The sequence below is a fragment of the Methylopila sp. 73B genome (genome assembly GCF_000526315.1).
Lineage (GTDB): Bacteria > Pseudomonadota > Alphaproteobacteria > Rhizobiales > Methylopilaceae > Methylopila.
Genome location: NZ_JAFV01000001.1, coordinates 4011209 through 4030826 on the forward strand (window position 1 = coordinate 4011209; position 19618 = coordinate 4030826).

13 protein-coding genes are annotated in these 19618 nt (G+C 72.4%); 6 read left to right on the forward strand and 7 right to left on the reverse strand.

Annotated features, from left to right (window positions below; genetic code table 11):
* Positions 1-2 precede the first annotated feature (2 nt).
* Both K244_RS0119335 and K244_RS0119340 read left to right on the forward strand, forming a co-directional pair.
* Positions 3-506 (forward strand): RNA pyrophosphohydrolase, encoded by a 504-nt coding sequence (locus K244_RS0119335; protein WP_020187943.1) that lies wholly within the window; start codon positions 3-5, stop codon positions 504-506.
* On the forward strand, positions 503-2158 hold the full coding sequence (locus tag K244_RS0119340; protein ID WP_020187944.1) for an AMP-binding protein: 1656 nt from the start codon (positions 503-505) through the stop codon (positions 2156-2158). Before K244_RS0119335 ends, K244_RS0119340 begins: the two co-directional genes overlap by 4 nt.
* Before the next feature lie 125 nt (positions 2159-2283).
* Here K244_RS0119340 and K244_RS0119345 read toward each other — a convergent pair whose 3' ends face one another.
* The 7 genes from K244_RS0119345 to K244_RS0119375 all read right to left on the reverse strand — a co-directional run bounded on the left by K244_RS0119345 (position 2284) and on the right by K244_RS0119375 (position 12292).
* Positions 2284-3234, reverse strand: coding sequence for a cupin-like domain-containing protein (locus K244_RS0119345; RefSeq protein ID WP_020187945.1), 951 nt, complete (start codon positions 3232-3234; stop codon positions 2284-2286).
* Positions 3231-5807 (reverse strand): GNAT family N-acetyltransferase, encoded by a 2577-nt coding sequence (locus tag K244_RS22890; RefSeq protein WP_020187946.1) that lies wholly within the window; start codon positions 5805-5807, stop codon positions 3231-3233. The genes K244_RS0119345 and K244_RS22890 overlap by 4 nt, the downstream gene beginning before the upstream one ends.
* Before the next feature lie 103 nt (positions 5808-5910).
* Positions 5911-6498 carry a DUF924 family protein gene (locus tag K244_RS0119355; RefSeq protein WP_020187947.1) on the reverse strand — a complete coding sequence of 196 codons (588 nt, stop codon included), beginning with the start codon at positions 6496-6498 and terminating at the stop codon, positions 5911-5913.
* A complete protein-coding gene (locus K244_RS0119360) occupies positions 6495-6977 on the reverse strand; it encodes a DUF3429 domain-containing protein (RefSeq protein WP_020187948.1) in 483 nt (160 codons plus the stop codon). The genes K244_RS0119355 and K244_RS0119360 overlap by 4 nt, the downstream gene beginning before the upstream one ends.
* A 26-nt stretch (positions 6978-7003) precedes the next feature.
* Positions 7004-7759: a TIGR02186 family protein gene (locus tag K244_RS0119365; protein ID WP_020187949.1), complete on the reverse strand. Its 756-nt coding sequence runs from the start codon at positions 7757-7759 to the stop codon at positions 7004-7006.
* Positions 7756-8676, reverse strand: coding sequence for a sulfite exporter TauE/SafE family protein (locus K244_RS0119370; RefSeq protein ID WP_020187950.1), 921 nt, complete (start codon positions 8674-8676; stop codon positions 7756-7758). Before K244_RS0119370 ends, K244_RS0119365 begins: the two co-directional genes overlap by 4 nt.
* Before the next feature lie 94 nt (positions 8677-8770).
* Positions 8771-12292, reverse strand: coding sequence for an SEL1-like repeat protein (locus tag K244_RS0119375; protein WP_155931863.1), 3522 nt, complete (start codon positions 12290-12292; stop codon positions 8771-8773).
* Positions 12293-12519: 227 nt separating this feature from the next.
* On the opposite strand from K244_RS0119375, the gene K244_RS0119380 reads away from it, so the two are divergent.
* The 4 genes from K244_RS0119380 (at position 12520) to K244_RS0119395 (ending at position 19408) form a co-directional block, all read left to right on the forward strand.
* Positions 12520-14310, forward strand: a complete 1791-nt coding sequence (locus tag K244_RS0119380) for a glucan ABC transporter ATP-binding protein/ permease (protein ID WP_051460168.1) — start codon at positions 12520-12522, stop codon at positions 14308-14310.
* A gap of 282 nt (positions 14311-14592) precedes the next feature.
* On the forward strand, positions 14593-15945 hold the full coding sequence (locus K244_RS22355) for a D-alanyl-D-alanine carboxypeptidase family protein (protein ID WP_020187953.1): 1353 nt from the start codon (positions 14593-14595) through the stop codon (positions 15943-15945).
* Between the two features lie 200 nt (positions 15946-16145).
* Complete coding sequence (locus K244_RS0119390; protein ID WP_020187954.1) at positions 16146-17180, forward strand: GTP-binding protein; 1035 nt, start codon at positions 16146-16148, stop codon at positions 17178-17180.
* Positions 17181-17590: 410 nt separating this feature from the next.
* Complete coding sequence (locus K244_RS0119395) at positions 17591-19408, forward strand: long-chain-acyl-CoA synthetase (protein WP_020187955.1); 1818 nt, start codon at positions 17591-17593, stop codon at positions 19406-19408.
* Positions 19409-19618: the final 210 nt, after the last annotated feature.

The following is a 19618-nucleotide window of genomic DNA, read 5'->3' on the forward strand; positions in this document are numbered from 1 at the left end:
CCATGACCGATCTCCCCTACCGCCGCTGCGTCGGCATCATGCTCGTCAACGCCGACGGCCGCGTCTTCGTCGGCCGCCGCAAGGGGGGCGACGTCGAACCCCGGGTCCGCGCCTACGAGTGGCAGATGCCGCAGGGCGGGATCGACCGCGGCGAGGAGCCGCTGGCGGCCGCCAAGCGCGAGCTCTACGAGGAGACCGGCGTGTCGTCGGTCGAACTGATCGCCGAATCCCCCGCCTGGTACGCCTACGACTTCCCGCCGGAGGTGCTCGCGCGCACCCGCTCCGGGCGCTACCGCGGGCAGACGCAGCGCTGGTTCGCCTTTCGCTTCACTGGCCACGACGCCGAGGTCAACGTGGCTTCGCCCGGCGGCCACAAAGCCGAGTTCTCGGACTGGCGGTGGGCCGACATCGCCGAGCTGCCGGAGTTGATCGTGCCGTTCAAGCGCGGGGTCTATGACGAAGTGCTCAAGGCCTTCGCGCCGGTCGTCAAGGCGTCCGACGCGTGAGCGGCGACGGGCCGGCGCGGCTCGGCGGGGACGCCGCGCCGCTGCCGGAAATCAGGGACTACGACCGGCTTCGCGCCGCCTTCGACTGGAACCTGCCGGCGCGCTTCAGCATCGCCGAAGCGATCTGCGACCGCTGGGCGATCGACGAGCCCGACCGCGTCGCGGTGCTCGTCAAGCGGCCCGGCGAGGCGCTCGCGCCCACCACCTACGGCGAGATCCGCACGGCCTCCCACGCGCTGGCCGCGGGACTCGCCGCGCGCGGGGTCGTGCGGGGCGATCGGGTCGGGGTGATGCTGCCCCAGGGGGCGGAGGCGATCGTCGCCCATGTGGCGATCTCCCGGCTCGGCGGCATCGCCATGCCGCTCGCGCTCGCCTTCGGGCCGGACGCGCTGGCCCACCGTCTGACCGACTCCGGCGCCAAGGCCGTCGTCACCACGGCGGCCGGGCTCGAACGGCTGGCCGGCATGGCGACGCCCGCGCCGGCGCTCGAGATCGTGGTCTCAGTCGACGGCGCCGACGGCGACGCGCTCGGCTACGACGCCCTGCTCGCCGAAGGCGGGGCGGCGCCCGAGGTCGAGCTTGGGCCGGAGGCGCCCGCGTTGATGATCTACACCTCCGGCACGACCGGCGCGGCCAAGGGCGCGCTGCACGCCGGCCGGGTTCTGATCGGGCACCTGCCGGGCTTCCGCATGACCCACGACTTCCTGCCGCGGGCGGGCGATCGCGCCTGGACGCCGGCGGACTGGGCCTGGGCCGGCGGCCTGCTCAACCTCGCGATGCCGGCGCTGCACTACGGCGTGCCTGTCGTGGCGCAGCCCCGCGCGAAGTTCGATCCCGAGGCGGCCTTCGCGCTGCTGGAGGAGGCCGAGGTCCGGAACGCCTTCGTGCCGCCCACCGCGCTCCGGCTGATGGCCGCGGTCGCGAAGCCGCGCGAGCGGTTCCGGCTGGAGCTGCGGTCGGTGGTCTCCGCCGGCGAGGCGCTGGGCGAGACGGCGTTCCGCTGGGCCCAGGACGAGCTCGGCCTCATCGTCAACGAGGTCTATGGCCAGACCGAGTGCAACTACGTGCTGGCCTCCGCCGCGGGCGTCGGCGTGTCGCGGCCGGGCTTTATCGGCAAGCCGACGCCGGGCCATGAGGTGGCGCTGTTCGACGCCGAGGGCCGCCCCTGCGCGCCGGGCGAGCCGGGCGAGATCTGCGTGCGCCGGCCCGACCCGGTGATGTTCCTCGGCTACTGGAACCAGCCGGAGGCGACCGCGGCCAAGTTTCGCGGCGACTGGATGACGACCGGCGATCAGGCGGTCATGGACGCCGACGGCTACGTGCGCTTCGTGGGCCGCGACGACGACGTCATCACCTCATCCGGCTACCGCGTCGGCCCGACGGAGATCGAGGACTGCCTGTCGCGCCATCCGGCGGTCGCGCTCGCGGCGGTGGTGGGCAAGCCCGATCCGACGCGCACCCAGATCGTGAAGGCCTTCGTGCAACTGCGCGAGGGCGTCGTCGGCGACGACGCGCTGGCTGACGCGATCCGCACCTTCGTCCGCGACCGCCTCTCGGCGCACGAATACCCGCGCGAGGTGGAGTTCGTCGCCGAACTACCGCTGACGACCACCGGCAAGGTCATCCGCCGGCTGCTTCGCGAGCGGGCATAGCGTCATCCCGGCCGCCGCGAAGCGGAGAGCCGGGATCGTCCTCCGAATTGGCGCTGGTCGTAAGCGCAGGCCGGACGACGATCCCGGCTCGGGCTTCCGCCCGTCCGGGATGACGCCTGTCGCTCTCAGGCGGCCTTCTTCTCGGCAGCCTTCTGGGCCTCGTAGTAGTAGTTCGCCTTCTTGCCGAACACGACCGAGCGCAGCAGGCGGCGCATGGTCTCGTTGCGGCGGAGCGGCTCGATCGCCGAGCGGGCCGCGGTGTAGGCCGCGACCTTGAGGCCGTCGAGCGCAGGCTTCCTGCCGGGGGCCGGCTGGGCGAAGCCCTTCTCCCGCAGCCAGGCGTTCATGAACAGCAGCTTGTTCCGGCGCACGACGTCCGCCGAGCGCCAGGTGATCGCCATCGAGATGGAGTAGTCGTCGCCGGTGCGGACCCAGTGCGGGACCTGATACGGCACGAACACGCCTTCGCCGGGCTTCAGGTCGTAGACCGTCGCGCGCTCCTCGAACTTCGGCTCGTAGGGCAGGTTGCGATGCTTCGACGGCGCGCTCTCCAGCAGCTCTTCCGACACCAGCGAACGGTCGTCGTTGTCGAACAGGTGGAAGAACTTCGGGCCGCGGATCTGAACGAAGAAGTTGTCCTCGTTGTCGCTGTGGAACGGCGTCACCGAGTTCGCGGACGAGACGAAGATGTAGCCCTCGATGTCGCGGAAGCTTGCGCCGTCGAGGCTGGTGTGGCCGAGCTGCTTCGCGATCGACAGCAGCGCCTCCTCCATCATCGCGCGGTAGGCCGGCACGCTCTCGACGCGCTTCAGCACCATCCAGGCGCCGGCGGTCTCGATCTGCGCCACCACCTCCTCGGGCGTAAGGCTCACCAGCGGGGTGTCCTCGGCCTTCTGGTTCGGCTGGAGCTTGCCGGAGTTGTACTCGAACCGGTCGCGCTCGAGCTCCTTCGTCAGCGCGATCAGCCGCGGCAGCTGCAGCAGCGGATGCGAGGCGAGATCGTGGGTGATGCGGAAATGGCGGAGCGGGTAGGAAGCCGCGAGATCCGTCGCGGCGGCGCTGAGCGTTGCGTTCATCGAACGAGTCCTTTTGCGCGGAGGTAGAGGTCCCGCAGCTGGACGCGGGCGCGGCGGCGCAGGCGTTCGGCGGCGGCGGAGAGGGCGAGCGTGCGGGCGGCCCCGGGACGCGACGACACCATCAGGTCGACGAGGGCGAGCTTGTCGCGCCAGATGTGGTCGATCATCGGGTGGTTCGCGATGGCGGTGGAGTCGACGCTGTCGATCTCCGGGTCTTCGAGCAGGCGGCGCGTGAGTTCGAGCGTGAGATGCACGCCCGGCGAGTTCTTGGCGAAGCGTTCGTCGTAGGCCGTTTTATAATACCACGCGCGACGGCCGTTCACGAGCACCAGCGCCGAGGCGACGACGGCGTCGCCGGCCGTCATCTCGAGGAAGCGGACGTCGCCGTTCGCCGCGAGGTTTTCGATCGTCTCGCGGATGAAGGCGAGCTGGTCGGCGTTGTCGCGCATCGACGTGCCGCCCTTGCCCTTCCAGCCGCTGGCCTCAAGGGCCAGGAAGCGGTCGAGCGCGCCGGGCGTCTCGTGCGCCGCGCGGGCTTCGGAAAAGGAGATCGGCGCCTCGTCGCCGAGGCGGCGCAGCTGGCGGCGCAGCTCCTTCAGCTTCTTTGACGACAGCGAGGCCGTGAGGAAGGCCTCCGGGTCGGCGCCGGTGACGAGCAACGCGCGGCCGTAGCCGTCGATCCGCTCCGAAGCGCGGCCGGTGGCGGCGAGCGCCGTCCGGAGGGCCGCGGCGGCCGGGCCGTGCTCGGGCAGCAGGCGGAACAGCAGCGTGGCGCGGCCCGAACGCGCGAGGCCGTCGAGCAGCGCGGCGATGGCTTCGGGCGCGCGTGCGGCGTCGAGGAGCGGCGTGCCGAGCGGGCCGAGATAGGCCCAGAGGGTGGTCGACGCGCCGCCGGTCCAGGGCAGCAGGCGGCGCGGGGTGATGGGCAGCGCCGCGAGCATCGCGCCGGCCGCGTCCCACACGACCGCGAAGCGAACTCGGCGCGCGGTCGCGAGATGCGCCGCCGCCGGTATCGCGAAGTCGGGGGCCGCGAAGGGCGTCGGTTCGGCCGCGCGGGCGGCGAGGTCCGCCCAGGCGGCGCGGACGCGCGTCATGGCCGCGACGTCGAGGATCTCAAAGCGCGCGCCGGCGGCGACGCCGAGATCGAGCGAGGGCGCGGGACCGACGGCGCCCATGTCGGTCGCGCCGGTCGCGACGCTTTCGGCCACCCGCGAGACGACGGGACGGCCGCCCGGGCCACGTCCCCAGGGCAGGGCGCCGAGACCGAGGCGGCGGCGCGTGATGACGAACAGCAGGATCGACTCCATCACCAGGGTGAGCGAGGTGGCGGCCGCCGCGCCCATCATGCCGAAGCCCGGCACCAGGGCGATCGCGAGCGCGATGTTGAGCAGGAAGGCGCCGCCGTAGACCGCGGCGCAGACGTTCTGCTGGCCCAGCATGTTGAGCAGGCGCTCGAGCGGTCCGACAGTCGCGCGGGCGAGCAGCCCGATCGCGATCACGAACAGCACGGGGTAGCCCTCGACGAAGGCGGGGCCGAACAGCCACAGGATCGGCCAGCCGAGCGCCAGGATGATCACGGCGCCGCCGAGCGAGGGCCAGAAGGTCCAACGGGCGGCGTCGCGCACCATGGTCTCGAGCCGCTCGCGCTCGCCGGCGACGGCGTATTCGGTGAAGCGGTGGGCGACCGCCGCCGAGACCGAGAACGAGACGAAGGCGACGAGCGACATCACCTTCACGGCGGCGTAGTAGACGCCGACTTCGTGCGGCTCGCGGAACGCGGAGAGCACCAGCACGTCGGTGTAGGCGAGGAGCAGGTAGAAGCCCTCGACCATGAAGATCGGCAGCGACACCGCCATCCAGGTGCGCGGCGCGAAGGCGCGGGGGCCGCGCGGCGTGCGCGCCCGCAGGCGCTTCTCGAGCAGCGCGAGCTGGGCGATGGCGGTGACCCAGGTGGCGACGATGGTGGCAGCCATCGCGGTCACGGCGGTCGGGGCGTAGGCCGCCCAGCTCAGCGCCGCGAGCAGCGCGAGGATCAGCAGCGGCCGGACGAGGTAGGCCGGCGCCAGCGCGACGTCGATCCAGTTGTAGGTGCGGGCGATGCCGTCCTGGACGTCGGTCAGCACGTACATGGGCACGCAGACCAGGGCGAGCACCAGCGGCACGATCGCCCAGTGATCGAGGACGTCGCCGAACAGCCAGAGCGCGAGCAGGCCGACCGCGGTGACCACGGTGGCGAAGACCATCGACAGCAGCCGGCTGCCGAGTAGGAAGCCGCGCAGCAGCGCGTGGTCGCCGCCGTCGGCGTATTCGGGGATGAACTTCTGCGGCGCGGAGGCGAGGCCGAGGCTGGTCATGCCGCCGAGTAGCAGCACCCATGTCCAGACGTAGACGTAGATCCCGTACTCGCTCTCGCCCATCCAGCGCGCGAGCAGGATCTGGGACGCAAAGGCGATGCCGGCGTTGCCGACCCGGAACAGGAACGCGCCGCCCGCGACCTTCTTCGCGGTCGCGGTGTCCGAGCGGTCGGCGAGCAGCCCACGCAGGCGCGCGGCCAGGCGGGCGACGGGGTTCAACCCGTTCGGCTCCTCTGCGTCGCGGCCGTCATGGCATGCGCTTGCGTCGCTGGGCATTCGACGATCCCTACTCGATTGAGGCAATCGAATAACGCCGCCGCGCTTAAGGATGGGTTCGGGAAGATCGTAAACGAAGTCGTCCCTGGAAGCCGTCGTTTTCGAGGTAGTCCAGCTCAGCGGCGCTCGATCTCCGCCCAACTATGACGTTCCGATGTGGAAACCGTCCGAACCGCTCGATGATCTCGGCGTGAACGACCGCCCATCGTAGGCTTTCGGCGTCGCCCGACGCGCGAAACAGCGCGAGCGCCCGACGTTGCAGCGCAATATCTTCGGCGTGCTCGAACGGCATATAGAAAAACTGGCGCAGCGGCCAGGGCGTGCGGCGGTCCAAGCCGCGGGCGACGGCGGCCGTCGCGACCTCCTGCGCGGCGGCATCGGTCGCGAAGGCTCGGGCCGCGCCGCGGAACAGGTTGCGCGGCGCCTGATCGAGAAGGATCAGCAGGCCAAGGGCGCCGACCGGCGTCTCCGCCCAATCGTCGAGGGCGCCGCCGGCCGCGGCGCGTTGCAGCCGCCCGAGGCGGCGGCGGACGAGGGCGTCGAAGGCGTCGCTCTGCGCGTACCACCGGTCGTGGCCGGCCGCCCGCCAGAAGCCGACGGTCGCGACCGCGGCCTTCGGCGGAGGCTGCGTCATCCGGCGTAGCCGACGACGACAGCCGCGGCCACGGTCGCAATCGTGGCGACCGCCGTGAGCACGAGGCGCAGCCGTCCGTACCAGCGCGGCGCCGCGAAACGGCCGGACCGCGCGGCGTCGACGATCCCGTGGCCGACGAGGCCGACCGCGAGCAGCGCGAGGCCGCCGGCGCCGCCGACCAGCAGGGCGGCCCAGGCCCACAGCGGCGGGACCATGGCGCCGAGGTACAGCGCGCGCCGGATGTCGGCGGCGGGGTGGCGCAGGGCGAGGCCCCAGTGCGCCCCGCCGAGGAAGGACAGGATTGTCGCGCCATAGGCCGTCAGCGCGAACGCGGCGTCGATCCCGAACAGCACGGGATGCTGGAGCGCGAGGGCGAGCGCGAGGCCGATGAAGGGCGTGAGCCCGGCGAGGCCCAGCGCCAGCGGCGTTTCGGGAATGTCGCGGTCGTCGCCGGCCGGCTCGGATGCGATCAGCGTCATGGGCGGCTCCGCGACGGCGGTCGGGCTCAATCCCGGCGGAACGCCACGCTCGCCGTCCAGCCGAAGGCGAGCGCCAGCAGCGCCGTCGCGACACCATAGGCGAGACGCCAGTTCTCCGCGAGCGCCGCGACCCGGTCCTCGAAGCCGGATTTCACCACCCGGAAGGTGATGGTCTCGCGCGCGATCGGGACGCCGGCGGCGAACAGGCGGACGTCCGCCTCGAAGGCGCCGAACGGGACGTTGGGCGGCAGGTGGAAGGTCGTGCGGAACAGCGTCGGGTCGAGGAAGACGACGCCCTTCGGCTCCTCGCGCCACAGACCGCGCCCGGTCTGCAGGCGGATCAGCGCTTCGGAAAACTCCGGCCGGCCGAGGTCCTCGCCGCGCGGCGCGGCCGCCGCCTTGAGGCCGAGCCGCTGCCCCTCGCGGATCTCCGGCGACAGCATGTCATCGAGCGGGCGGGTAGAGAGCGTGGCGAGATAGGACGGCGTGCGTGGGAACCGGCGCCGCTCGCGATTGACCCAGAGCCCCGCGGTCCGTTCCTTCTCGCGCACTTCGAGCGTGGTCGCCGGCCCGCGCACGGTGACCACGAGATCGTAGCCTCGCTGCAGCGCTTCGGTCTCGCCGTCCGGCCTCACGGCGCCGAACAGGGTGACGTCCGATCCGGCGTAGTTCGAGGCGATGGCGATCTGCTGCGAGGACAGCGCGAGCACCAGCTTCTCCGCCCGCGCCGGCCCCGCCGCGACGAGCAGCGCGAGACCGGCCAGGGCCGCGAGCGGCCTCATTTCGGCCGGCCCGTCGTCGAGACGGAGAACGGCTCCGCCGGTTCCGCCACGAGCTCGACCAGGAAGCGGGCGCCGACGGCCAGCAGCAGCAGCGCGAGCAGCAGGCGCAGCTGCTCGCCGCGCAGCTTCTGGCCAGCCCGCACGCCGAACTGCGCGCCGATCGACCCGCCGAGCATCAGCAGGGTCGCGAGCACCACGTCGACCGAGGCGTTGACGGTCGCGTGCAGCACGGTGGCCGCGAGCATGGTGATCAGGATCTGCGCGAGCGAGGTGCCGACCACCACCGCCGTCGGCACGCGGAACACGTAGACCAGCACCGGCACGAGCAGGAATCCGCCGCCGATGCCGAGGACCGCGCCGACGAAGCCGACGAACACGCCGAGCCCAACCAGCGGGATCGCGCTCACGTAGATCATCGACTGCTTGAACCGCAGCTTCAGCGGCAGGCGGTCGATCAGGCTGCGGCCGCCGACGCGACGGGCGGGCGCCGCGGGCTTCGTCTTGAGAAGCGCCTTCAGCGACTCGGTGAGCATGATCCCGCCGATCGCGCCGAGCAGGACCACGTAGGAGACCGCGATCACGACCTCGAGCTGGCCTGCGGCCCGCATGGCGTTGAAGAACCAGACGCCGAGCCCCGTGCCGGCCACGCCGCCCGCGAGCAGCACGCCGGCGAGCTTCAGGTCGATCGCGCGGCGGCGCCAGTAGGCGAGCGCGCCGGTGAAGGCGGAGGCGGCGATCTGGGGGGCTTCGGAGGCGACCGCGACGGCGGTCGGCACGCCGATGAAGATCAGCAGCGGAGTCATGAGGAAGCCGCCGCCGATCCCGAACAGGCCCGAGACGAAGCCGACCGCGAGGCTCATGCCGATCACGAGCAGCACGTCCACCGGAAGTTCAGCGATCGGAAGATAGATCTGCATGGACCGCGACGCGCCGGCGGCGCGCCCGCCGCGCCGTCCGATCAGATGTGGTTACGCCCGCCGGGACGGGCGTTGTCAACGCGTCAGGCGCCGATCAGCGCAGCTGCATCGGGGCGGCGGCGGAGTTCGCAGAGGCCTGGTCCCAGCCGCCGGGAGGGGTGGGGACCTCGTTCGCGGCGGGGTCGACCGCGCGCGGCTTGAAGGTCGTCACCAGCTGATCGGCGCTCGCGACGTTGGCGGCGCCGAGGGCCTTCGCCACGTCGTCCCGCTTGCGGCCGGCGTCCTGGTCGCCCTGGGCGCTCGCAAGCGAGAACCATTTGTAAGCGTCGGCCAGATCGCGCTTGCCGCCGAGGCCGCGGGCCTCGAGCACGGCGAGATTGTACTGGCTGTCCACGAGGCCGCGTTCGGCGGCCATGCGGAACCACACGATCGCCGCGCCGAAGTCCGGCTTGCCCAGGCCGCCCTCGGCGTGCAGCACGCCGAGATTGTGCATGGCGCGCACGTTGCCGGAGGCGGCCGCCTGCTCGTACCAGCGGCGGGCGACGGCGAGGTCGCGCGGCACGCCGCGGCCCTTTTCGTAAAGGCTGCCGAGGCGGTGCTGCGCCGGGGCGAGGCCCTGGACCGCGGCCTTCTCCAGCCAGCGGGCGGCGGCGACCGGATCGGCCTCCACGCCGCGGCCTGCGGCCAGCCGGTCCGCGATTTCGAGCTGCGCCGAGGGATCGCCCTGCACGGCGCGCAGCCGGAGCATCGAGCCGCCGATGGAATCCGGCAGCGCGTCGCCGCGGTTGATCGAGCCGGTGACGATGTCGTCCTTCTTCGGCGGCGCCGTGAACTTCTGGCCCGAAGGATCGAGGGTCTGGGCGAAGGCGAAATCGGTGATGTCGGCGGCCTTCGCGCGCGGCGGGGCGACCTCGGCGCGCGGCTTCGGCGCCGGAGCGGGCTCGACGGGCTGCGGCTCCGCGGGCGCAGCGGGAGCCGGCTGCGGCGCAGGGGCCTGGGGCGCGGGTTCCGGCGCCTGAAGCTGCGGGGCCGGCTGGGCGGGGGGGCCGCTCTCCACGGCCGGGGCGACCGGCTCGGGCGCCGTCTCCGCGCCGTGGTCGCTGATGCTGGTGGCGGCCTTCAGCACGCCCAGCACGATCAGAGCGGCCGCGATCCCGAGCAGGATCGGGCGGCGCCGGGCCTTCAGGACCGCCATGACGCCGGCGGCGCGGGAGCGGCGCTCGTCCGTCGTCGTCTCGGCGAGCACGTTGTCGGCGTCGGCCGCCGGCCGCGTCACTGCGCGCCGGGCCGAGGCGATCAGCGCGGCGGCGCTCAGCGCCCCGACGTCGCCCGCGGGGGTCTCGGGCTGCGGTTCATGAGGGGCGTCCAGCAGGCCGTCGGTCCGGCGCTCGGCGCGCAGCGCCGCGCCCGGCTCGAGCGGGTGGTCGGACGCGAGATCGGCGACCGGCCGGAAGGCGGCGTCGGTCGGCGGGCGGCCGAAGCGCGTGGCGAGATCGCCGGAGGCTTCCATTTCCTCCATCGCCCGGCGCGCGGCGGCGCGGGCGGCTTCCGTGGCGTCGACGCGCGGCGCGGGCGCCGTCTGCGGACGGTCGTCGAACGCAGGCCGGCGTTCGGCGACGCCGATGCTGTGGGCGTTCAGCGCCTCGTCGATCGCCTCCATCCGGTCGATCAGGCGCTCGAGCGTGAGCCGGACCGCGTCCAGCGTGTCGGAGGTGCGCCGGTCGTCGCGCTTGGAGGCGGCCTTGATCTCGAGCAGCGCGTGGGCGAGCTGGTCGGAGCCGTCGGCGAGCGGCGTCGTGGTCTGGGCGCCGTCCGCCCGGAGCGCCGCGACGGCGTTCCGTCCGGCTTCGGCTGCGGCCTGCTCGACCCGCGCGGCGAGCGAGGCGAAGCCCGCGTTGAGATCGTCGAGCCGACCGCCGGCGCGGTCCAGGCCGTCGACCACCTGTTCGATGCGCGTCTCGAGGCCGCCGAAGGCCTCGATGCCGCCGAAGGTCTTGGCCCCGCCGGCGTCGGCCTGCGCGGTCGCGATCAGGTGCTCGGCGATGCCGCGGACCGCCTCTTCGACGCGCTCGGCGGAGGCGCCGCGGGCGCGGGCCGCGGCGGCGACCGCCTCGAGCCGGATGCCGAGACCGTCGATCTTCCCGGCGATGGCCTCGACGCCGTCGGATCCCGCAGGGCGTCGGGCCAGCTCGAGCGTGAGCCCTTCGATCCGTCGGCCGATGTCGTCGAGCTTGGCGGCGGGCTGGGCGATCGCCGCGAGTTCGGCGCGCACGGCCCCTGCGACGCGCTCGGCGTCCGAGGATCGCGCCTCCGAGGCCGCGGTCAATTCGTCGATCTTGTCGATCAGCGCGGGGATCTTCGCGCTGAGCTCATCCGTGGACAGCCCCTGCTGGCGCCGGCTCTCGAGCTTCGCCGTCAGGCTCTCGATCTGGCGGCTGAAGCTTTCCATCGCGTCGGCGCTGGACAGCGTGGCGAGCTCGGCGCGCACCGCCTGGCCCATGCGCTCGGCTTCCTCGGCGCGCTGTTCCGCGGCGGCGGCGATGCCGTCGATCTTGCCGCCGAGAACCGCGACCTTGCCCGACAGCTCCGCGACGGCCTGCTGGGTCGGCGCGGCGGCGCGCTCCTGCGCGTCGAGGCGGGCGAGCACGGCCTGGATCTCGGTCGCGAGGCCTTCGACCGCGGCCATCGGCGGAAACTGCGTGAGTTCCTCGCGCACCTGTTCGATCCGCCGCGCCAGCGTGTCGAACAGCTCGGGGCTCGCCGGCGTCAGATGGTCGAGCCGGGCCGCGACGGCGCCGAGCTCGTCGGCGAAGCGGGCCAGCATCTGCGGGCTCGCCGCGTCGCCGCGCATCCGGTCGACCTCGGAGACGAGGGTGTCGATCGCCATCAGCGAGACGGAATCGAGCCGGGCCGGCCGCTCCTCGCCGAGCCGCGCGGCCAGCGCCGCCATTTCGCGGGCGAGGCCGTCGACCTCGGTGCGGGTGGGCATGTCGCGGATCGCGGACCCAAGCGTCTCGATCTCTTCGCGCAGGCCGGCGACCGCGATCGGATCGACCATCGGCGCGGCGGGCGCCTGCGGCGCGGTGGGAGCGACGGCGGCGGCGCGGGGCGCCGGGGCATCATCGTCCGCGTCCAGATCCTTCTGGCGGGCGGCGATTTCAGCGAGCGCGGCGCGAAGCGAGCCGAGCTGGGCGGGCTTCTGCGTCGGTTCGGCGGGCGTCGCGGGGGCGGGGGGCGACGATTCGGTGAGCGTGCGCGCGAAAGCGGTGAGACGCGCCTCGAGGTCGTCCGCCGCGGGTTCGGCGGCGGGCGCGCGGACCGGCGCCGGGGCGACCGGTTCGGGCGCCGCGATCGCCGCCGGGGCCGCGGGCGTGGCGGGGCCGGACCGTTCGACCCAGCGGGCGAGGCCCTCGAGCGCGTTGGCGAGCCGGTCCTCGGTCTGGATGTTGCGCTGCGCCAGCATGGACACCAGCTGCTCGAGCTCCGGCAGGGGAGAGGAGCTGTCGCTGGCGCGCCGCGCGTCCGAAAGGCGTTCCGCTAGCCGCTCCAGCCGATGGCCGCCAGCCTCGGCTTCGTCCGCGCCGGCCGTCACGTATCTCGGATCGCTCAAGCTCATGGCGCGCACCCTGGGCGTCGCCCCGTCCCATCGCGCCCGGCTGTCCGGCTCCGCGCGGCGGGTTGGGGGCTCTGATCGAGGACCCCGCCGGGGCGGAGACCTCTCAACGCACAGTTAACGAAGAGGGTAAACAACCTGTTAACGTGTGGTCCGGCCGGGGCCGGATCTTAAGGTTGCGTTATCGCGCGGGCCTTGCGCGACGGGACGTTTTGGCGATCCTTCCGGCCATGTCCGTCCCACCCTCCGCCGATCGCCCCGCTCCGGGAATTTTCGCCACCTACGTCCGCGCCATCGGCCTGCTGGGGCCGGAGCGGCCGCTCGCGGTGATGCTCGCCCTCGGCAACGTGGCGCTGGCGCTCGCCGCCTTCGCGGAGCCGGTGCTGTTCGGCAAGGTGATCGACAGGCTGACGCGTGGGGAGGCCGACGCCATCCCCGCGCTCGCCGCCGCCTGGGGCGCCGTGGCGCTGGCCGCCATCATCGGGAGGGTTCTGGTCGGCCTCCACGCCGACCGGCTGTCGCACCGCCGCCGGCTGGCCGCCATGACCGATGCCTTCGGCCATGTGCTGACGCTGCCGCTGAGCTTCCACCGGCGCACCCATTCCGGCCGCATCGTCAAGGCGCTGACCATGGGCGCGAACGCGCTCGCCGACGTCTGGCTGTCGTTCTTCCGCTCGGGACTCGCGACGCTGGTCGGCGTCGTCGCGCTGCTGCCGGCCTCGCTCGCGTTGAATCTGTGGCTCGGGCTGATCCTGATCGGGCTCGTGGTCGTTTTCGGGATCGCGCTGATCGCCCTGCTGCGCAAGACGCAGACCCAGCAGGAGAACATCGAGGGCTACCACTCCGACCTCGCCCAGCACGCCGCCGACGCCATCGGCAACGTCGCGGTGGTGCAGAGCTTCGCAAGCGTCGGGCGGGAGATGGCCGTCGTGCGCGGGGTGATGCAGCGCCTGCTCGACGCGCAGATGCCAATCCTGTCGTGGTGGGCCTACGCCGCCGCGGCGACCCCCGCCGCCGGCACGCTGACGGTGCTCGGCGTGGTGCTGGCGGGCGCGGCGCTGAACGCTCAGGGGCTCGCGAGCGTCGGCGACATCGTCACCTTCGCGGCCCTCGCGACCCTGGTCGTCGCCCGGCTCGGCGACGCGGTCGCGCTCGTCAACATGGCGCTGCTGAACGCCCCGCGAATCGGCGAATTCCTGGCGCTTCTCGACGCCGTGCCCGAGGTCGCCGACCGCCCGGACGCGCGCGATCCCGGCCGGGTGCGGGGGGAGGTGACCTTCGACCGCGTCTCCTTCGCCTATGAGGCGGGGAGGCCGACGCTCGCCGAGGTCTCGTTCGAGGCGACGCCGGGCATGACGGTGGCGCTCGTCGGCGCAACCGGTTCGGGCAAGTCGACCACGCTGTCGCTGCTGCACCGCGCCTTCGACCCGCAGGAGGGCCGGGTCCTGATCGACGGCGTCGACATCCGCGACATGACGCTGGAGGGGCTTCGGCGCAACATCGGCGTCGTGTTCCAGGAGCCGATGCTGTTCGCCCGCACCATCGCCGACAACCTGCGCGTCGGCCGGCCGGAGGCGACCGACGCCGAGCTCGAGGCCGCCTGCGCCAAGGCCGAGGTGCTGGACGTCGTCCGCCGCCTGCCTGCGGGCTTCGCCACCGTGCTCGGCGAGCGCGGCGCCTCGCTCTCGGGCGGCGAACGCCAGCGGCTCTCGATCGCCCGCGCTTTGCTGAAGGACCCGCCGATCCTCGTGCTCGACGAGGCGACCAGCGCCCTCGACGCGCACACCGAGCAGAAGGTGCAGGCGGCGCTCGACGCCGCGCGCGCCGGCCGCACCACGCTCGTCATCGCCCACCGGCTGGCGACGGTGCGATCCGCGGACCGCGTGCTGGTGTTCGAGCGTGGGCGGATCGTCGAAAGCGGCTCCTTCGCCCGTCTCGCGGCGGCCGACGGCCCCTTCGCGAAGCTGGTCGCCGCCCAGGCGCTGGCGCACGCGGCCGACCCGGCGCTGCAGGAAGGATGACGCCGGAGCGGGCGTCCCGGACGACCCCTCATCCGGCGCTTCGCGCCACCTTCTCCCGCAAGGGGAGACGGGAAAGAGCGCGCGGGCTTCTCCCCGAAGACCGTCCCCCGCTCCGCCCCTCGTGAACGCCCGTCATTGGACTTTTCCGACTCTGAAGGTACAACGGTCCTGCCTCAGGCAGGCGTTCTTTAGGCAGGTGTCCCTGGCCCGGTCGCGCGTCGGCGATGCGCGAGGGCAAGAGCGTCGCCTCGACGACCACGCATCACGAGTACGATTGCGCCCATGCTCCAGTCCCCCGCCCGCCGCGCCGTCGCGTGGCTCGCCGCAACGCTCGCGCTGGTCGCGCCGGCCTCGGCGAACCCCCTCGTCGTCGCGGACGTCGCCACCGGCCAGGTGCTGGAGGCGCAGGAGGCGACCGTCCCCTGGTATCCCGCCTCGCTGACCAAGCTGATGACCACCTACGTGGTCCTGCAGGCGATCCAGAACGGCAAGCTTCGCCGGGACGCCTCGCTGGTTTACAGCGCGCGCGCCCAGGCCGAGCCGCCCTCGAAGATGGGCTTCCAGGTCGGCCAGACCGTCACGGTCGACGACGCGCTCAAGATGCTGATGGTGCAGTCGGCGAACGACATCGCCTTCCTGCTGGCCGAAGGCGCCTCCGGCAGCGTCGAGGGCTTCGTCGCCGAGATGAACGCCACCGCCCGCCGCATCGGCATGACGAGCACCAATTTCGTCAATCCGAACGGCCTGCCCGTGAAGCCCGGCCCGGACCTGCAGCGCACGACGGCGCGCGACATGGCGGTGCTCGCGACCCGGCTCTACCGCGACTTTCCGCAGTGGGCGGGCCTGTTCTCGCTCGACGCCATCCAGATCGGCGACCGCATCCTGCGCAACCACAACGGCCTGGTCGGGCGCTATCCCGGCACCGACGGGATGAAGACCGGCTACGTCTGCGCCTCCGGCTTCAACGTGGTGGCGACCGCGACCCGGGGCAGCCGTCACCTCGTCACCGTGGTGCTCGGCGCGCCGACGCCGATCGAGCGGTCCGAGACCGCGATCGACGCCTTCGAGCGCGGTTTCGCGGCGACCACGGCCCGCGGCACGCTGGCGAGCCTGCCCGACATGATGGCGGCCTTCCCCGTCGACCTCCGCGAGCAGATGTGCGGCAAGTCCAGCGCCAAGATCCGCGCCGCCCGCAAGCTCGACCCGAACGGCCACCCCTGGCGGCCGATCCTGATGGCCAAGACCCAGGTGAACCCGGTCATGGTCTACGCCACGCCGGCGCCGAACGCCCCGCAAATGGCGGCCAAGCCGAGCGGTCTCGACGAGGACCCGCCGGCCTTCGCGCCGAAGGCCTCGACGACCCCGGCGCTGATCCCCGGCGCCGCCGTGAAGCCGGGCTCGGCCAAGGTGAAGCCGCTGAAGGCCGCGACGCCGCAGAAGGCGAAGCCCGCGGCGAAGGGGCCGAAGAAGACCGCGGCCTCGACCGAGAAGAAGGGCCGCGTGAAGATCGAGCTCACGCCGAAGAGCGCCGGCCAGACCCTGTCGCCGGGTCCCAACGCCGCCTCCAACTCGCCCGTCGCCGTGCCAGGCGGGATCTACCGCAACGCCGCGCCGGCCGAGGGCAAGTCGTTCTGAGGCGGGCGTCCTGAACGCTTCAAGATAAGGCGCGTCACGCGCCGGTTTATCCGGGGCGTCCACGTTTCGGACGCTGCGTCCCATGAAGCCTGGATCCCCCGGACAAGCCGGGGGATGACGGGCGCTGGGTTTTGACGCCTCAGGGACTTTCTCCGAGGCGGCAGCTCTTCGATGTCCCCGTTTCTCCCGCTGCCGGTTCCATGACCGACCCCCGTCTCGCCCCGATCCCGCTCACCGTGCTCACCGGCTTCCTGGGGGCCGGCAAGACCACGCTGCTGAACCGGCTGCTGCGCGACCCCGCGCTGTCGGACGCGGCCGTCGTGGTCAACGAGGCCGGCGAGATCGGCGTCGATCATCTGCTGGTGGAGCATGCGGCCGAAGGCGTCGTGGCGCTCGCGGGCGGGTGCCTGTGCTGCACGCTGCGCGGCGACCTGATCGAGACGCTCGAAGGCCTGCTGCGCGCCCGCGACAACGGCCGCATTCCCCTGTTCAGCCGCCTGATGCTGGAGACGACGGGGCTCGCCGATCCCGTCCCGGTGCTGCAGACGCTGTCGCTCCATCCCTATCTCGCGCTGCGCTTCCAGCTGGCGGGCGTGGTCGCGGTGGTCTCGGCCGTCGACGGCGCCGCGACGCTGGCGGAGCGCGCCGAGGCCGCCCGGCAGGCGGCGATGGCCGACCTCGTCGCGCTCTCAAAGATCGACGTGGCGAGCGGTCCCGAGGCCGCCGCGACGCGGGCGGCCATCGCGGCGCTCGCGCCGATGGCGCGCGTGGTCGACGCCGCGGCCGTGACGGCGGGCGAGGTGCTCGAACGCCACGACGCGCCGAAGCCCGATCTGCCGGCGTTGCCGGCGATCCATGGCGCGGTGGTCTCGGTCGCGCTGGCGAGCGAGGCGCCGCTGACGCGCGCGTCCTACGATCTGTTCGTGGAGCTGCTGCGCTCGGCGCATGCGCCCAAGCTGCTGCGGCTGAAGGGGCTCATACGGCTGGTGGAGGAGCCGGACCGGCCGCTGGTGGTGCAGGGCGTGCGCCACGTCTTCGCCGCCCCGCGTTTCCTCGACGCCTGGCCGGACGACGATCGCCGCACCCGGCTGGTCGCGATCGGGGAGGGGCTGGAGCCCGACCTGCTCGCGAAGCTCTACGCCGCCTTCGCCGGCCGCATCGCGCCGGACCGGCCGGACCGCGCGGCCATGACCGACAATCCGCTCGCGCCGCGCGCCGGCGGGCTGCTCGGGTGAGTGGGCGTTACGGCGGTTGAGTAGCAGACGTGGGATGTCCCTCCTCGCGCCGAAGGCGTGGGGAGGGTGGCCCTTTGCGAAGCAAAGGGTCGGGTGGGGTCTTAGGCGCGGAGCTCCGTTCTGATCGCACCCCACCCGGCCGAGCTTCGCAAGGCGGGTGTTCCCGCCTTGCGCGCAACTCTCAATAGCGAACTCCGCAACAGGGGAGTTCGCTGCGTCCACCCTCCCCTCCCGGGGGAGGGATCGCCCGCGTTCTCTGACTCAGGATTGTGACGTTCGATTGCGATCAGCCGCAGTGGCTTCACGCTTCGCAGGGGTGGACAGCGCTTGGGCCGGCAGGCTTCACTGCGGGACGACAACGAAGACGCTTCGCCGCCGCATCGCGGGCTGAACGAAGCGCAGGAGGGTGCATGGCGCCGTGGTCGCGGCTCGCGCGGGACTGGCTTTTCCTCAAGGGGGTTCTGCGGGCGCTGCGCGCCACCATGCCGATCGGCCGCGACCGCGGGCGGGTGTTCCCGCACGTCGTGGCGGATCTCGCGGCGAAGCACGGCTCCCGCACGGCCCTGATTTCGGAGCACGAAACCTACAGCTTCGCGGAGCTCGACGCGCGGGCCAACGCCTACGCCCGCTGGGCGCAGGCGAACGGCGTGGCTAAGGGCGACGTCGTCGCCCTGATGATGACCAACCGGCCGGACTATCTCGCCTGCTGGCTCGGGATCACCCGGGTCGGGGGCGTGGTCGCGCTGCTCAACACCAACCTGTCCGGCGGGCCGCTCGCCCACTGCATCTCGATCGTCGCGCCAAAGCACGTGATCGTCGGCGGGAACCTCGCCGCAGCCTACGCCTCCGCCGATCCCTTCGTGAGCGTGGACCCGCGGCCGACGGTCTGGCTCCATGGCGCGGCCCAGGGCGAGGCCGCCTTCGACGGAGCGCGAATCGACGAGGCCCTGTCGGGCTTTTCCGGCGCGCCGCTGCCGACCGCCGACCTGCCGCGGCTGACGGTCGAGGACCGCGCGCTGTTCATCTACACCAGCGGCACCACGGGCATGCCCAAGGCCGCCAACATCAACCATTACCGGCTGATGGCGATCACCCATGGCTTCATGGGCGCCATGGGCGTGCGGCCGAACGACCGGATGTACGACTGCCTGCCGATGTACCACACCGTGGGCGGCGTCATCGCGGCCTGCGCGCCGCTGCTCGCGGGCGCCTCGGTGGTCATCCGAGAGCGCTTCCAGGCGAGCCGGTTCTGGGACGACGTGGTCGCGACGGAGTGCACGCTGGCCGAGTACATCGGCGAGCTCTGCCGCTACCTCGTGCACACGCCCCCGTGCGAGGCCGAGACGCGGCACAAGCTGCGCCTGGTCTGCGGGAACGGCCTGCGCCCCGACGTCTGGCCGCAGTTCGCCGAGCGCTTCAAGATCCCGTTCATTCTGGAGTGGTACGCGGCGACCGAGGGCAACGTCGCGCTGTTCAACCTCGACGGCACGCCGGGCGCCGTCGGGCGCATCCCCTGGTACATGAAGCGCAAATTCCCGACCAAGGTCATCCGCTTCGACGTGGAGGCCTGCGAGGAGGTGCGCGACGCCTCGGGCCGCTGCGTCGAGTGCCCGCCGGGCGAAGTGGGCGAGGTGGTGGGGCGCATCCTCAACGACCCGTCGAAGCCCTCGATGCGCTTCGAGGGCTACGCCGACCCGGAGGCGACGAAGCGGAAGATCCTGACCGACGCCTTCGAGCCCGGCGACCGCTGGTTCCGCACCGGCGACCTGATGCGGCAGGACGCGAACGGCTACTTCTACTTCGTGGACCGGATCGGCGACACCTTCCGCTGGAAGGGCGAGAACGTCGCGACCTCGGAGGTCTCCGAGGCCATCTCGATGTTCCCCGGCGTGACCGACGTCACGGTCTACGGCGTGGCGGCTCCGGGCTACGACGGCCGGGCCGGCATGGCGCTGCTGGTGACGGAGGGGGATCTCGACCTCGCCGGCCTCCACGCCTTCCTCACGTCCAGCCTGCCGCCCTACGCGCGGCCGGTGTTCCTGCGGATCGGCCGCGCCATCGACGTCACCGGCACGTTCAAGCAGCGCAAGATGGATCTGGTGCGGGAGGGCTGCGACCCGGCGCTGGTCGCCGACCCGCTCTATCTGGCGCACCCGACCGAGGGTCGCTTCACGCCGCTCGACGCGGAGCTGTTCGCCGCCGTGGCGGAGAAGCGGGTGCGGATTTAGGCCGTCAGCTCATCCGAGCAGCGGGGCTTCTTTCCCTTCTCCCCTTGCGGGAGAAGGTGGCGCGAAGCGCCGGATGAGGGGTCGTCTGGGACATCGTGAAGCGTCGACCACGTGGTCGAGGGCGTCCCGGACGACCCCTCATCCGGCTGTCGGCTGCGCCGCCATCCACCTTTTCCCGCAAGGGGAGAAGGGAAGAAAGGGAGAAGGAGG

What these genes read in the sequence shown, in the direction of transcription:
- K244_RS0119335 (WP_020187943.1), top strand. Translation starts at nt 3, where the DNA reads ATGACCGATCTCCCCTACCGCCGCTGCGTCGGCATCATGCTCGTCAAC.
- K244_RS0119345 (WP_020187945.1), bottom strand. Translation starts at nt 3,234, where the DNA reads ATGAACGCAACGCTCAGCGCCGCCGCGACGGATCTCGCGGCTTCCTAC.
- K244_RS0119355 (WP_020187947.1), bottom strand. Translation starts at nt 6,498, where the DNA reads ATGACGCAGCCTCCGCCGAAGGCCGCGGTCGCGACCGTCGGCTTCTGG.
- K244_RS0119360 (WP_020187948.1), bottom strand. Translation starts at nt 6,977, where the DNA reads ATGACGCTGATCGCATCCGAGCCGGCCGGCGACGACCGCGACATTCCC.
- K244_RS0119365 (WP_020187949.1), bottom strand. Translation starts at nt 7,759, where the DNA reads ATGAGGCCGCTCGCGGCCCTGGCCGGTCTCGCGCTGCTCGTCGCGGCG.
- K244_RS0119370 (WP_020187950.1), bottom strand. Translation starts at nt 8,676, where the DNA reads ATGCAGATCTATCTTCCGATCGCTGAACTTCCGGTGGACGTGCTGCTC.
- K244_RS0119375 (WP_155931863.1), bottom strand. Translation starts at nt 12,292, where the DNA reads ATGAGCTTGAGCGATCCGAGATACGTGACGGCCGGCGCGGACGAAGCC.
- K244_RS0119380 (WP_051460168.1), top strand. Translation starts at nt 12,520, where the DNA reads ATGTCCGTCCCACCCTCCGCCGATCGCCCCGCTCCGGGAATTTTCGCC.
- K244_RS22355 (WP_020187953.1), top strand. Translation starts at nt 14,593, where the DNA reads ATGCTCCAGTCCCCCGCCCGCCGCGCCGTCGCGTGGCTCGCCGCAACG.
- K244_RS0119390 (WP_020187954.1), top strand. Translation starts at nt 16,146, where the DNA reads ATGACCGACCCCCGTCTCGCCCCGATCCCGCTCACCGTGCTCACCGGC.
- K244_RS0119395 (WP_020187955.1), top strand. Translation starts at nt 17,591, where the DNA reads ATGGCGCCGTGGTCGCGGCTCGCGCGGGACTGGCTTTTCCTCAAGGGG.